Here is a 14,480-nt window from a genome sequence, read left to right as displayed (position 1 = left end):
AAAGGCCGCTACCGTCACACCGACGGCCCCGCTAGGGTGGGGGCCATGGCTTCCGCACAGATCACCACCACGACAGTAGGTCCGATGGGCAACAACTGCTACCTGGTCAGCGCCGGGGGTGACGCCCTTCTGATCGACGCGGCCGACGAGGCCGGGCGACTGCTCTCCGTCGCCGCGGACGCGGGTGTGAGGATCACCGACGTCCTGACCACGCACCGCCATCACGACCACGTCGGGGCACTGCAGGAGGTCCTCGCCGCCACCGGCGCACGCCACCACGCCTCGGTCCAGGACGCACCGGAACTGCCAGCCTCCGTCGACCAGACCTGGGGGCACCACCCGGACGACGACGCCCCGGAACCCTTCACCACCTCGTCCCCCGCCCTGGACGCGCTCGGCATGCAGCTGATCCTCCTGCGCGGCCACACCGCCGGCGGTCTGGGGGTGCTCGTCCCGCAGGCCGACGGCCCCGACGACCTGTTCTCCGGGGACAGCCTGTTCCCCGGGGGCGTCGGCAAGACCGCGACGCCGGAGGATTTCGCGTCACTGACCTCCGATGTCGCACGCCGCTGCTTCACCCTCCTGGACGACACACGCGTGCATCCCGGCCACGGTGCCGGCACGACCATCGGCGCCGAGCGTCCGCACCTCGGGGAGTGGCTCGAACGAGGGTGGTGACGGCGTAGAATGGTCGATCTGTTGCGCGAGCGACGGACACCCTTCGACAGATCCTGGAGACCATGAGCGCCACCCCCACCGAGCACCCCGACCTCGCTGCCGAGCAGGAGCACCTCGACGACCTGCTCGCCGTCGTCGACGAGGCCCGCGAACGGCTCACCGAGCGGCTGCGTACGGCGCAGCGCCGCCGGGCGGACATCGACCAGCCGCAGACCCTGCTCGAACGTGACCACGAGACCCACGAGGTCGCCGGTCGGCTCGACGAGTTCTCGGCGGCGGAGATCGGGCTGTTCTTCGGACGAATCGACGTCGACGACGACGAGCCGGAGAACCCGGTCACCGACGTCCCCGGGGAACCCGCCCTCGACCGTCGGTACATCGGCAGGATCGGCCTGCACACCGCGGACGACGAGATGAGGACCCTGCTCATGGACTGGCGGGCCCCGCTGGCCCGCCCCTTCTACCTGGCCACCACCCTCCACCCCGAAGGGGTCCACGTCCGGCGGCACATCCGGACCCGGGGCCGCACGGTGACGGCGGTCGCCGACGAACGACTCTCGGGGGGTGACCTGCCCCCGCACGGGGAACATGACGGGTCCGTCGCCCGGGAGGGCGCGCTCCTGCACGCGGTGAACCGCGCCCGGGACCGGCACATGCACGACATCGTCGACACGATCGTCGCCGAGCAGGACCGCATCATCCGCGAGGAGCACCGCGGGGTGACGGTGGTGCAGGGGGGACCGGGGACCGGCAAGACCGCCGTGGCACTGCACCGGACGGCCTACCTGCTGTACACCTGGCGTGAACAGCTGTCGAACACCGGCGTCCTGATCATCGGGCCGAACCCGCGGTTCCTCGACTACATCTCGCAGGTCCTCCCGAGTCTCGGTGAGACCGGCGTGGTCCTCGCCACCCCCGGGTCCCTGCTGCCCGGGGTCACCGCACGCCCCCTCGGGGCCGAGAGTCTGACCGCCCAGGAGGTCAAGGGATCCCTGGAAATGCTCGAGATCCTGGGCCAGGCGGTGCGTGACCTGCAGACCGTCCCGGAGAGCAGTCTCGACTTCCTCATCGACGGGGTCACGGTGTCGCTGACCCCGCAGATCGCCCGCCAGGCCCGCACCCGCGCCCGCCGGACGCGTCGTCCCCACAACCTGGCCCGCGGCCGGTTCCGGGACGCGGTCCTCGACCTGATGCGCGACGCCATGGCCGACTCGATCGGCGCCGACCCGCTCGGCGGCGAGAACCTGCTGACCCCCGCCGACCGTGAGCAACTCCGGGCCGACCTCGCCGAGGAATCCGACGTCGCCGAGGCCGTCGACGCCCTCTGGCCGGAACTGACGGCTGAGGAGGTCCTCGCCGGACTGTACGGCTCCCGCCAGGCCGTGGACTCGGCCGCGGCCGACTACGACGAGCTCACCCGCGAATCGTTGCTCCGCGAGGACAGGCCGGACGACTGGACCGAGGCGGACGCCCCGCTGCTCGACGAGTTGGCCGAGATCCTGGGCATCGCCGGTGCCGAGGAGGCGGAGGCCGAGGAGGCGGAGGCCGAGGAGCGCCGCCGGTGGCAGTCCCAGGTCGACGAAGCCCAGGAGGCGCTCGACATCCTCAGCGGTTCCGCCTACCAGGACCTCGACGACGGTACCGACGCGGAGATCCTGATGGCCTACGACGTCATCGACGCCGAGCAGCTCGCCGAGCGCCAACGGGTCCGGTCGTCGATGTCCACGGCCGAACGGGCTGCGGCCGACCGGACCTGGGCGTTCGGCCACGTCATCGTCGACGAGGCCCAGGAGCTGTCCGCCATGGCGTGGCGGATGATCTTCCGTCGCTCCCCCAACCGGTGGATGACCCTGGTCGGTGACCCGGCGCAGACCGGCAGCCCCGCCGGCGTCGAGGACTGGGCGGGCGCCCTGGAACCGTTCGTCAAGGACCGGTGGAGGCTCCACGAGCTCACCGTGAACTACCGGACGCCCTCGGACATCTCGGACATCGCCGCCCGTATCCTCGCCGAGGTCTCGCCCGGCCAGGAGGCCCCCGCCTGTCTGCGGGAGACCGGGTCAGGCATCCGGGAGTTCCCGACCACCGAGCTCGCCGAGGCGGTGGCCCGGGCCCGCGAGACAGCGGACGACGGGCTGGTGGGCGTCATCGCCGCCCCGGAGCGGGTCACCGCCCTGCAGCAGGCACACGGCACCGACACGGTGCTGGTGTCCGACGTCAACGGCGCCAAGGGACTCGAGTTCGACGAGGTGGTCCTGGTCGAACCGGTGGAGATCGCCGACGGGTCCCCCCAGGGGCTCAACGACCTCTACGTGGCCGTGACCCGCGCGACGCAGGGCCTCACCCTCGTGCACGACCTCCCGGTACCCTGGTAGGAAGGTGGTCATGGGCGAATCAGGGATCTCCGACCGTGACCGTGGCTTCCTTCGGCTGGCCGTCGACCGTGCACGGGAGGCTCGCCGGGCCGGCGACGAGGCGTTCGGCACCGTGCTGGTCAATGGGGACGGCGAGGTCCTGTTCTCCGACCGTAACCGGGTCGTCACCGGTGGCAGTCCGCTGCTCCACCCGGAGTTCACCGCGGCCGGGTGGGCGCTCGCCAACCTCGGGGTGCGGGAGCGGGCCCGCTGCACGGTGTACACCTCGGGGGAGCACTGCCCGATGTGCGCGGCCGCACACGGGTGGGCCGGTCTCGGACGGATCGTGTACGCCTCGTCGGCCGGGCAGTTCGCCACGTGGGCCCGTGAGGACGGGCGGCCGGCCGCACCGGTGGCACCGCTGGGGATTACCGACGTCGTCCCCGGGGCCGTGGCCGACGGCCCCGACCCCGAACTCGCCCGCGAGGTGCGTGAGCTGCACCGACCGTGACCGGTGCGGTGACGGGCGCGGTGGCCGTCAGACCGTGTGGACGATCATCACGTCGCAGTCGGACTGCCGTGCGACGTCCGCCGGCACGGACCCGAGCAGGCGTCCGGTCAGCGAGTTGATGCCGCGGTTGCCGACGACGAGCAGGTCCGCCGACTCGTCGGTGACGATGCCCATGAGCGCGTCCACCGGGGCGCCTTCCTTCACGGCGGTGGAGATGTTCGTCGCCCCCACCGCCTCCGCGGCGGCGACAGCGGCGGTCAGGTTCTCCTGGGCGGGATCGTCGCCGACCACCGTCTTCGAGTCCATCCGGATGGCCTTCACCGCTGATTCGGCGTTCTTGTAGTAGGCACAGCCGATGACGAGCCGGGCGCCGAATGCCGCGGCCAGTGCTGCTGCCCTCTCCACCGCCAGGACGGATGACGATGATCCGTCGGTTCCGACGACGATGGTCTCGTAGGTTGTGCTATCGCTCACTGCCAGCCCTCTGTGGTCGCGGATGGTTTCCACACGAAGCCTACCCCAGTCAGATCCCCGCTTCGATCATGCCTCGCAGTTCCTTCTTCAGGTCGGCGATCTCGTCCCTCAGACGGCCGGCGAGTTCGAACTTCAGCTCCCGTGCGGCGTCCTGCATCTGGCTGGTGAGGTCGCCGATGAGCTTCTCGAGCTCGGGGCGGGCCATCGACCCGGTGTCCTGGTCACCACCCGTCGCCGTCTCACCGGCCGCGACATTGAGGTCCGCACCGACGCCCGTGGTCTCCCCGTCTCCCCCGTCGCCCCGGTTCTCGTACACCTGGTCGAGGATGTCGGCGATGGCCTTGCGGAGCGGCTGCGGGTCGATCCCGTGCTCCTCGTTGTAGGCGATCTGCTTGGCGCGCCGACGTTCGGTCTCGTCCATCGCGTACTGCATCGAGTCGGTGATCTTGTCGGCGTACATGATGACTTCACCGGAGACGTTGCGGGCCGCACGCCCGATGGTCTGCACCAGCGAGCGCTCCGACCGCAGGAAGCCCTCCTTGTCCGCGTCGAGGATGGCCACCAGGGACACCTCCGGGAGGTCCAGCCCCTCCCGCAGCAGGTTGATCCCCACCAGCACGTCGTACTCCCCCAGGCGCAGCTGGCGGAGCAGTTCGACGCGCCGCAGGGTGTCGATGTCCGAGTGCATGTAGCGCACCCGCACGCCGTGTTCCAGGAGGTAGTCGGTGAGGTCCTCGGCCATGCGTTTCGTCAAGGTGGTGACCAGCACGCGTTCCTGCTTCCCGGTACGCTGCCGGATCTGCTCGATCAGGTCGTCGATCTGGCCCTCGGTGGGCCGGACCTCGACCTTGGGGTCGACCAGTCCGGTGGGCCGGATGACCTGCTCGACGAATTCGCCACCGGCAGCGGCCATCTCGTAGTCCCCCGGCGTGGCGGACATGTAGACGCACTGGCCCTTGCGGTCGTCGAACTCCTCCCACGTCAGCGGCCGGTTGTCCAGCGCGCTGGGCAGGCGGAACCCGAAGTCGACGAGATTGCGCTTACGCGACATGTCGCCTTCGAACATGCCCCCGATCTGCGGGACGGTGACGTGCGACTCGTCGATGATGGTGAGGTAGTCCTCCGGGAAGTAGTCGATCAACGTCGCCGGTGCCGACCCGGCCTCACGTTGGTCCACGTGGCGCGAGTAGTTCTCGATACCCGAGCAGTAACCGACCTGCTGGATCATCTCCAGGTCGTACTCGGTCCGCATCCGGAGGCGCTGCGCCTCCAGCAGCTTGCCCCGGCCCTCCAGTTCGGCGACACGTTCCTCGAGTTCGGCGCGGATGTCCTCCATCGCCTTCTCCATGCGCTCGGGACCGGCCACGTAGTGGGTCGCCGGGAATATCCGGACCTCCTCGACCTCCCGGATGACGTCCCCGGTCAGCGGGTGGATGTAGAAGAGGCTGTCGATCTCGTCCCCGAAGAACTCGACACGCACCGCCAGTTCCTCGTAGGCGGGGATGATGTCGACGACGTCCCCTTTCACCCGGAACGCCCCGCGCGTGAACGAGATGTCGTTGCGGTCGTACTGGATGTCGACGAGGAGCCGCAGGAAACGGTCACGTTCCACGTCCTCGCCGACCTTGAGCACCACGGACCGGTCGAGGTAGGACTGCGGCGTGCCCAGGCCGTAGATGCACGAGACCGAGGACACGACCACGACGTCGCGACGGGACAGCAGGTTGGACGTCGCGGAGTGACGGAGCCGTTCCACGTCGTCGTTGATCGACGAGTCCTTCTCGATGTAGGTGTCCGTCTGCGCGATGTACGCCTCGGGCTGGTAGTAGTCGTAGTAGCTGACGAAGTACTCCACGGCGTTGTTGGGCAACAGGCTACGCAGCTCGTTGGCCAGCTGCGCCGCCAGCGTCTTGTTGGGGGCCATGACCAGCGTGGGGCGCTGCTGTTGCTCGATCAGCCACGCCGCGGTGGCGGATTTCCCTGTTCCGGTGGCACCCATCAGGACGATGTCGCGCTCGCCCCGGTTCAGGCGTTCATCGAGCTCCTTGATCGCGGCGGGCTGGTCGCCGGCCGGCTCATACTCGCTGATGACCTCGAACCGGGAGTCGGTGCGCTCCACCTCCCCGACCGGGCGGAACTCGGATTCGGAGAGGACGGGGTGTTCTGCCGCGAAGGCCATGGCCGCTACCGCCCTTCCCAGAACGCGTCGACCTGGGCGACCAGTGACTCGAGGTCGCCACTGTTGTCGAGGACGACGTCCGCGGCAGCCAGCCTCGTCTCCCGGTCGACCTGGGCGGCGAGCCGCCGGCGGACGTCGTCCTCGTCCAGGCCGCGCGACTCGACGAGACGCCTGACCCGGAGGTCGTCGGGGGCGTCGACGACCAGCACGGTGTCGACGGTGTCCACCTCCCCGTTCTCGATGAGCAGCGGCATGTCGTAGACGACGACGTCATGTCCTGCGGCCTCGGCCTCCCGGAAGAGTTCGGAGGTCCGTGCCCTGATCCGTGGGTGTGTGATGGAGTTGAGCGTGTCCGTGGCCTCCGGCGTGGCGAACGCCTGCCGTGCCAGCTCCGCGCGGTCGAGCGACCCGTCGGTGGTGAGGATCCCGTCGAAGGCGCCGGCGAGTTCGGCGAGCGTGGGTTGGCCCGGTTCGACGATCTCGCGGGCGACCTTGTCCGCGTCGACCACGAACGCCCCTTTCTGCCGGAGCCGTTCTGCCACCGTGCTCTTCCCGGAACCGATTCCGCCTGTCAGGCCGATGATGCGCATGGACCCCAGGATAGCGCGGGTACCCCCGGCGCCGCTCATCCTCCGTCGCTCATCCTCCGAGGTTGCCGGCCACCCTCGTGAGAACCCGCAGCGTGTCCGCGAGCTCGGCGTCGGGGATGCCGCGGTACATCCCGTCCACGACGTCGGCCACCGCCGTCTCCGCCTCCCTGAGCCGGGCCACCGCCACGTCCGTGAGGGTCGCCGCCCGGTCACGACGGGGCCCCGGTGGCGTCGAGCGGTCGATGTACCCCCGTTCCTCGAGGCCGGTGACGACGCCGTTCATCGACTGACGGGACACGAACAACCGGCGTGCCAGCTCCGCACCGGACATCCCGGGGTTCCCGTGCAGGGCGCGGAGGCAGGCGAACTGGGTGACGGTGAGCCCCAGGGGGCGTAACCGCCGGTCCATCGCCTGGTGGAGGAGCGACTGGACCTGTTTGACCGTGACCGCCAGCGAATCGGCGGTTGCGCTGCTGTTCATGTCAATATCTTGACACAGAGTGCGAGACGGGTCCACACTGTGCCCAGTGTCATGTTCTTGACACTTATTCCGAGAACCCATTCCGAGAACCCGAGGAGATACACCCGTGTCGACACCATCCGCCACCGGACCCGACTTCATCTCGTTCCAGGTCCGCGACCTGGACCGTGCCGCCGCCTTCTACACCGACGTCATCGGTCTTCCCCAGGTACCCGCCCCCTCACCGGACGCCGTGGTCTTCGGCACGGGTGCGGGCTCGGCCGCCTTCGCCGTGCGTCGCCCCTTCCCCGGCACCGACCTCGACGCCGCCACCCCCTTCCCCGGGCACGGCACGGGCGTGTGGTTCCATGACGACGACCCCTCCGCCGTCCACCGTCGCGCAGTCGACGCCGGCGCGACGGTGGTCGCGGAACCCTTCGACGGTCCTTTCGGCACCCAGTTCACCGTCGTGGACCCCGACGGCTACCGGGTGACCGTGCACGGGGCCCGGTAGCTCCCCCAGACCTCCTGTCAGCGCTCGATGATGGCGGTGATGCCCTGCCCGCCCGCGGCGCAGATGGAGACCAGGGTCCGGCCGCCACCGTTCTGCTCGAGGATCTTCGCGGCGGTGGCGAGGATACGGCCACCGGTCGCGGCGAAGGGGTGGCCGGCGGCCAGCGAGGAGCCCTTGACGTTCAGCTTCGCGCGGTCGATGGCACCCAGCGGGGCGTCGAGACCCAGCCGGTCACGGCAGTAGTCCTCGGACTCCCACGCCTTCAGCGTGGCCAGGGTCTGGGAGGCGAAGGCCTCGTGGATCTCGTAGAAGTCGAAGTCCTGGAGGGCCAGGCCGTTACGCTCCAGCAGTCGCGGCACGGCGTAGGTCGGGGACATCAGCAGACCGTCCGGGGTGAGGCCGTCGCGCCCGTGCAGGAAGTCCACCGAGGCGGTCTCGGAGTCCACCAGGTACGCCTGGACCGGGATGTTGTGCTGCTCCGCCCACTCCTCCGAGGCCAGCAGGACCGCCGAGGCACCGTCGGTCAGCGGGGTGGAGTTTGCCGCGGTCATCGTGGCCTGGGTGCCGTGGGCGGCGGCGTCCTTCTTGCCGAAGACCGGCTTGAGCTTCGCGAGCTTCTCCAGCGACGAGTCCGGACGCAGGTTCGTGTCCCGCTGCACGCCGAGGAAGGGGGTGATGAGGTCCTCGAAGAACCCCTCGTCGTACGCCGCGGCGAGCTTCTGGTGCGACTCGACGGCCAGCTCGTCCTGGTCCTCACGGGCCACGTTGAGCTCGCGGGCGGTGATGGCGGCGTGGTCACCCATGGACAGGCCGGTACGGGGCTCGCCGTTCTGCGGCTGGTCCGGGGCGATCTGGGACGGACGCACGGTACCCAGGAGCTTGACCATCTCGCCGGTGGTCTTGGCGTTGTTCACCTTGATCAGGGTCTTGCGCAGCTCGTCGTTGACCGCCAGCGGCGCGTCGGACGTCGTGTCGGTACCACCGGCGATACCGGCGTCGATGCGGCCGAGGGCGATGGCGTCGGCGACCTGCACGGCCGCGGCCAGGCCGGTGCCGCAGGCCTGCTGGATGTCGAAGGCGGGGGTCTCGGAGCTCAGTGCCGAGCCCAGGACGACCTCACGGGTCATGTTGAAGTCGCGGGAGTGCTTCAGGACCGCTCCGGCGACGACCATGCCCAGCTGCTCGTCCTGCAGGCCGTACCGCGCGACCAGACCATTGACGGCGGCGGTCAGCATGTCCAGGTTGGAGGCGTTCGCGTACTCCTTGTTGGACCGCGCGAAGGGGGTGCGGTTGCCGCCGAGGATGGCGACCTTACGAGGCGAAGTAGTCATCTGGATGTCTCTCCATCGTGTGTTGTCGTGTCGTCGTGGGTCGTGGTGTCTGCCAGACGTTCCCGGGAAGTTTACCGGCACGGTCCCGTCTGGTCCGGCCCCTGAAATTTTGTGTAACCCCCGTCACGGAATCTTGAGACGTGGTTCGGGGTCACACACTAGGGTACAAATGTGAACATACATTGTTCGGGCGGCCGTAGGTACGCTTTCGAATAACGGATCCACTACCAAGGAGTTACGAACGTTGTCTTCCTCCAACAAGGGCCTGCTCGACCAGGTCGTCAACTCAGGGCTCGCCGGCAAGCTCGGAGTCCCCCAGGGTGAGCCGCTGCGTCGCTACAAGAAGGGTGAGCCGGCACTGGACGGCCCCGTCGTCGTCGGCGGTGCCGGTCGCGTGGTCTCCGGCATCAAGCCCCTCCTGGGCAACGACTACCAGTTCATCGACCACAGCGCGGACGCCAAGCGCGCGGCACTGGTCTTCGACGCCACCGGTATCACCGAGCCGGAGGAGCTCCACCAGCTCTTCGACTTCTTCAACCCGCAGATGCGCAAGCTCCTGCCCTGCGCCCGCCTCGTCGTCATCGGCACCACCCCCGAACTGGTGGACGACCGCGACGAGCACATCGTGCAGCGCTCCCTCGAAGGCTTCACCCGGTCGGTGGCCAAGGAACTCCGCCGTGGCGCCACCGCCCAGCTGGTCTACGTCTCGCCGGAGACCTCCTCGTCCGACCTGAGCGGCGTCGAGTCCACCCTGCGCTTCCTGCTGTCCGGCAAGTCCGCCTTCGTCGACGGCCAGGTCATCCGCGTCTCCAGCGGCGCCTCCACCGCACCGGAGTCGTGGGACGCACCGCTGGCCGGCAAGATCGCCGTGGTCACCGGTGCCGCCCGTGGTATCGGCGCGGACATCGCCAAGGTCCTCGGCCGTGATGGCGCCAAGGTGGTCTGCGTGGACATCCCCGCCGCCGGTGAGGGCCTCGCAGAGACCGCCAACGAGGTCAAGGGCTCCTCGCTCCCCCTCGACGTGACGGCACCGGACGCCGCCGAGAAGATCAGGACCCACGCCGAGGAGCGTCACGGCGGCAAGGTCGACATCATCGTGCACAACGCCGGTGTCACCCGGGACAAGCTGCTGGCCAACATGGACGAGGGCCGGTGGAACATGGTCCAGAACATCAACCTCGTCGCCCCGGTCCGTATCACCGAGGGCCTGCTCGAGAACGGTGGCCTCGCCGACGGCGGCCGTGTCGTCGGTGTGTCCTCCATGGCCGGCATCTCGGGCAACCGCGGCCAGACCAACTACGCCACCACGAAGGCCGGCGTCGTGGGTCTCGTCGACTCCTTCTCCGAGGAGCTCGCCGACCGGGGCATCACGGTCAACGCCGTGGCCCCGGGCTTCATCGAGACCGCGATGACCGACGCGATGCCCTTCGGCACCCGCGAGGTCGGCCGTCGTCTGAACTCGCTGGCCCAGGGCGGCCACACGGTGGACGTCGCCGAGACGATCGCCTACTTCGCCGGCAACGCCTCCAACACCGTGACCGGCAACACCGTGCGCGTCTGCGGGCAGAACCTGCTCGGCGCCTAGGAAGGAACCCACCGTGACTGTCACCTACAAGGAGCTCCCCGCCATCCCCGACCTGATGGCCGAGTACAAGGGTGCCGCCAAGAACATGGTCCCCGTCGTCGGCGCGAAGCGGTCAGCCACGAAGGACCCGTCGACGGGCTTCGAGGTCAGGGGCGTCACCATCGACATCCCCCACCTCGCCGCCTACGCCGACGCCACCGGCCTGCGCCTGGGCAACGAGCTGCCGTACACCTACCCGTACGTCATCTCGTTCGCCCTGGTGATGAAAGTGATGTCGACCGACGACTTCCCCTTCAACGCCGTCGGCGGCGTGCACCTCACCAACGTCATCGAGCAGTCCCGCCCGCTGACCGTGGACGACGTCCTGCACATCCGGACCCATGCGGAGAACCTGCGCCGGCACCGCAAGGGCCTGCTGATCGACATGGTCACCGAGGTCTTCGTGGAGGGTGAGGACGCCGACACCCCGGTCTGGCGGCAGACGTCCGGCTTCCTCGCCAAGGGTGCCAAGCTCTCGTCGTCCGCGGACGCCACGGTGGCGGCGCGGAACGAGGACACCGGCTCGCTCTTCGAGCGTCCCGAGATCCCGGCGGACCCCACGCCGACGGCGGTCTGGCCGGTCGACCAGGCCGGCATCAGGATCTACGCCGACGCCTCCGGCGACAAGAACCCGATCCACGTGTCCTCGCTGGGAGCCAAGGCATTCGGCTTCCCCGCGACGATCGCCCACGGCATGTGGTCCGCGGCACGCATCCTCAGCGGACTGGAAGGTCTGCTGCCCGCCGCGGGCAGGTACTCGGTGGAGTTCGCCAAGCCGATCGTCCTGCCGACCAAGGTCGCCTACTTCACGGAGAAGGACGGCGACACCTGGAAGATCCAGCTGCGTAAGGCCTCGAAGCTGGAGACCCTCCACGCCGTGGCCGAGGTCACCCCGGCCTAACCCCGACCCCGGCACACCCTGGGCGACCCGGACGAGCCCCGCACACGGACGTGTGCGGGGCTTCCGTCGTCCCCACCCCACGCAGACGGGGGTGAGCCGCGACAACCGGAGTATACTCCCTAGGGGTATACATTCCTTCGACCGGAAAGCGGGACCCCATGAAGAAACGTCTGACCACCCTCACTGTCGCAGCCGTTGTCGGTGGCGCCCTGTCACTGTCCGCCTGCAGCTCGGACCAGAACGACAGCACCGCGACCGAGTCGGCCACCTCCACCACCCCTATGACCGGCATGGACCACCAGGGTCACGACGCCGGGCACATGGACCACCCGGCGGACGGAGGCCCCGCCCCCGAGGGCATCATCGAGGCCGCCGACCCGACCTACCCGGTCGGGACCGACGTCGTCCTGACCGCCGACCACATGGCGGGGATGGACGGCGCCACCGCCACGATCGCCGGGGCGTTCGACACCTACACCTACTCCGTGTCCTACACCCCCACCGACGGCGGCGCACCGGTGGTCGACCACAAGTGGGTCGTCCAGGAGGAACTGGCCGACGCCGGCGACCGACGCCTCGAGGACGGTACGACCGTCACGCTCACCGCCGACCACATGCCGGGGATGGACGGGGCCGAGGCGACGATCGACAGCTCCACCGACGAGACCGTCTACATGGTCGACTACGAGGCCGACGGGAGGACCATGACCAACCACAAGTGGGTCACCGAGAGCGAGATCCGCCCGGCGGAGTAGCCCCGCCCCGGGCGACCCGGCCTACGTGGCGGGCAGCGACTCCTCCGCCTTCGCGGTGACGGTGATGATGTCGTCGCCGACGGCGACCGCCGGGGCGGGGATCCCCTCCACGGTCGAGAACCGCTTCGTGTTCACCACGACGACCGGGGTCACCGCCGAGTAGCCGGCGTCCTTGATCCGCTGCGCGTCGAACCGGATCAACGGCGTACCTGCCGTCACCCGCTGCTTCTTCTCGACGAGCACCTCGAAACCTGCGCCCTCCATCTTCACCGTGTCGATACCGATGTGGATCAGGAGGTCGATGCCGCTGTCCAGGCGCAGACCCACCGCATGGCCGGTCTTCTGGACGGTCAGGATCTTCCCGTCCGCCGGTGCCACCACGGTGTCACCGGTCGGGTCCACGGCGATCCCCTGCCCCAGGGCCCCGGAGGAGAAGGCGGGGTCGGCGACCTCCGACAGCGGCAGCGCCGCACCGTCCACCGGGGCGGTGACCACGGTGACCGCACCTGGCCGCAGCGCGGGCTTCACGGCGTCGGCCGCCGGCGCGGTTTCCGTGGTACCCGACGACGCCCCGTCGTCCTCCGCCTCCCGCTCCGCCGCAATGCCGGCGAGGACCTCCGCCTTCTCGTCCTTGCCCCGGTAGTCGAAGAACACGACGAGCAGCATCGAGGTGGCGAAGGCCGCGGCGATCCCCAGCAGGTAACCGCCCCACGGGTCCATCGCGGGGAACGTCAGCAGGGAGGTGAACACGAAGGCGCTCGCCTTGACGTCGAAGAACCCGATGATCAGGCCGCCCACCAGACATCCCGGCAGCAGTCGGGCGTAGGTCTTCTTGAACCGGAGCAGCACACCGTAGAGCGAGGGTTCGGAGATGCCGCCGAACAGACCCGCCATCAGGCCACCCAACGACACCTGCCGCATCCCCTTGTTCTTCTCGCGGAAGGAGATGTACAGGACGCCGGCGACGACGCCGAAGCAGGCGAAGTTCCACGCACCCATCGGCCCCTGGATGAAGTCGTAGCCCAGGGTGGCGATGTTCTGGATCATGATGGCGTTCAGCGGCCAGTGCAGGCCCAGCGGCACCAGGAACGGGTACATCAGCGGGATGATCACCGCCAGGATGAACGGGGAGACCCCGTTGAGCCACAGCAGGAAGTCGGAGATGCCGTTACCGATGCCGATGCCGAACGGCCCGAGCAGGAACGCCGTGGCCGGTATCATGATCAGCAGGGAGAAGAAGGGCACGAACACCATCTGGACGGCGGTGGGGATGATCTTCTTCAGCCCCTTCTCCACCCAGTAGAGCCCGATCGCCGCGATCAGCGGGGGGAACACCTGCGAGGAGTAGTCGTTGAGCACCAGCGGGACGCCGAAGATGTCGACCGTGTCCCCCGCGGCACCCAGGGACAGGAACTCCGGGGTCAGCAGCGCCGCGGGGATCGCTGCACCGACCCACTCGTTGGCCCCGAGTTTCCGTGCGGCGGTGGCGCCGATCATGATCGGGAGGAAGTAGAAGACCGACCGCCACATGGCGTGGAGCAGCACGTAGCCGTCCGGCTGGTCCGCCATGTCCGCCCGGAAGTCCTGCCAACCGAAGGTGTCCGCCAGGACCAGCATCGTGATGATGAGTGAGGCACCCAGCAGTGCCCACAGCACCGGACGGAAGGTGTCGGACAGGAACTCGAAACTGTAGTTGACCCAGTCGTACCGGCCGCGGACCCCGCCGTACTCCTTCTTCGCCGCCGACCTGCTCTCCGCCCCGGCGTCCCCCATCCCGGGTTCCTTGACGATCGCGTTGTAGTAGTCGGCGACCCCACCACCCATCACCACCTGGAGTCCGGTACTTCCCTGTTCCACGACGCCGAGCACCGCGGGGTCGCTGTCGAGTGCGTCCCGGTCGACGACCGACCGGTCAACGAGGTCGAAACGGAGTCGGGTGGCACAGTAGGTCAGGGAGGAGACGTTGTCCGCCCCTCCGACCTCCTTGAGGATGTGCCGGGAGGTGTCTGTTGTCGCAGAGGCCATGAGTGGGTCCCCCTTGGTCAGGTGAGATGTGTCGACACCGCTGCTGTCGAGCGGGCTACGTCACATCATAGAACCTGATCCGCCAAA

General features: G+C 68.8%; 13 protein-coding genes. 7 read left to right on the top strand and 6 right to left on the bottom strand.

Features of this window, described 5'->3' with window-relative positions:
- Window positions 1-45: 45 nt before the first annotated feature.
- From MUN33_RS08150 to MUN33_RS08140, 3 genes are all read left to right on the top strand, one after another.
- The gene (locus MUN33_RS08150) at window positions 46-678 is read left to right on the top strand and encodes an MBL fold metallo-hydrolase (protein ID WP_244804395.1); all 633 of its coding nucleotides are present in this window, start codon (window positions 46-48) and stop codon (window positions 676-678) included.
- Window positions 679-740: 62 nt separating this feature from the next.
- Entirely contained in the window at window positions 741-3,050 is a 2,310-nt protein-coding gene (locus MUN33_RS08145) for a HelD family protein (RefSeq protein WP_244804394.1), read from the top strand.
- A gap of 10 nt (window positions 3,051-3,060) precedes the next feature.
- Window positions 3,061-3,540 carry a nucleoside deaminase gene (locus MUN33_RS08140; RefSeq protein WP_244804393.1) on the top strand — a complete coding sequence of 160 codons (480 nt, stop codon included), beginning with the start codon at window positions 3,061-3,063 and terminating at the stop codon, window positions 3,538-3,540.
- Window positions 3,541-3,567: 27 nt separating this feature from the next.
- Here the strand turns inward: MUN33_RS08140 and MUN33_RS08135 are convergent, their stop codons facing one another.
- The 4 genes from MUN33_RS08135 to MUN33_RS08120 are packed head-to-tail and all read right to left on the bottom strand — an operon-like array spanning window position 3,568 to window position 7,264.
- Window positions 3,568-4,014: a universal stress protein gene (locus MUN33_RS08135; RefSeq protein ID WP_244804392.1), complete on the bottom strand. Its 447-nt coding sequence runs from the start codon at window positions 4,012-4,014 to the stop codon at window positions 3,568-3,570.
- Between the two features lie 49 nt (window positions 4,015-4,063).
- Entirely contained in the window at window positions 4,064-6,193 is a 2,130-nt protein-coding gene (gene uvrB, locus MUN33_RS08130) for an excinuclease ABC subunit UvrB (protein ID WP_244804391.1), read from the bottom strand.
- A gap of 5 nt (window positions 6,194-6,198) precedes the next feature.
- The gene (gene coaE, locus MUN33_RS08125) at window positions 6,199-6,783 is read right to left on the bottom strand and encodes a dephospho-CoA kinase (protein WP_244804390.1); all 585 of its coding nucleotides are present in this window, start codon (window positions 6,781-6,783) and stop codon (window positions 6,199-6,201) included.
- Window positions 6,784-6,832: 49 nt separating this feature from the next.
- Complete coding sequence (locus tag MUN33_RS08120; RefSeq protein WP_244804389.1) at window positions 6,833-7,264, bottom strand: MarR family winged helix-turn-helix transcriptional regulator; 432 nt, start codon at window positions 7,262-7,264, stop codon at window positions 6,833-6,835.
- Window positions 7,265-7,370: 106 nt separating this feature from the next.
- Between MUN33_RS08120 and MUN33_RS08115 the strand changes: the two genes are divergently transcribed.
- On the top strand, window positions 7,371-7,757 hold the full coding sequence (locus MUN33_RS08115; RefSeq protein WP_244804388.1) for a VOC family protein: 387 nt from the start codon (window positions 7,371-7,373) through the stop codon (window positions 7,755-7,757).
- A 17-nt stretch (window positions 7,758-7,774) separates the two neighbouring features.
- Here MUN33_RS08115 and MUN33_RS08110 read toward each other — a convergent pair whose 3' ends face one another.
- Entirely contained in the window at window positions 7,775-9,088 is a 1,314-nt protein-coding gene (locus tag MUN33_RS08110; protein ID WP_244804387.1) for an acetyl-CoA C-acetyltransferase, read from the bottom strand.
- Between the two features lie 244 nt (window positions 9,089-9,332).
- Here MUN33_RS08110 and MUN33_RS08105 point away from each other — a divergent pair, with 244 nt between their 5' ends.
- The 3 genes from MUN33_RS08105 to MUN33_RS08095 all read left to right on the top strand — a co-directional run bounded on the left by MUN33_RS08105 (window position 9,333) and on the right by MUN33_RS08095 (window position 12,368).
- Window positions 9,333-10,673: a 3-oxoacyl-ACP reductase gene (locus MUN33_RS08105; protein ID WP_244804386.1), complete on the top strand. Its 1,341-nt coding sequence runs from the start codon at window positions 9,333-9,335 to the stop codon at window positions 10,671-10,673.
- Window positions 10,674-10,686: 13 nt separating this feature from the next.
- A complete protein-coding gene (locus MUN33_RS08100) occupies window positions 10,687-11,613 on the top strand; it encodes a MaoC family dehydratase (protein ID WP_244804385.1) in 927 nt (308 codons plus the stop codon).
- 158 nt (window positions 11,614-11,771) lie between these two features.
- Entirely contained in the window at window positions 11,772-12,368 is a 597-nt protein-coding gene (locus tag MUN33_RS08095) for a YdhK family protein (RefSeq protein ID WP_244804384.1), read from the top strand.
- A gap of 21 nt (window positions 12,369-12,389) precedes the next feature.
- On the opposite strand, the gene MUN33_RS08090 is transcribed toward MUN33_RS08095, so the two are convergent.
- Window positions 12,390-14,393, bottom strand: a complete 2,004-nt coding sequence (locus MUN33_RS08090) for a glucose PTS transporter subunit IIA (protein ID WP_244804383.1) — start codon at window positions 14,391-14,393, stop codon at window positions 12,390-12,392.
- Between the last annotated feature and the right edge of the window lie 87 nt (window positions 14,394-14,480).

The sequence above is a fragment of the Corynebacterium kalidii genome (assembly GCF_022869005.1).
GTDB lineage: Bacteria > Actinomycetota > Actinomycetes > Mycobacteriales > Mycobacteriaceae > Corynebacterium > Corynebacterium kalidii.
Note: the sequence above shows the minus strand (reverse complement) of the source record. Positions and strands in the feature narration are given on the sequence as shown.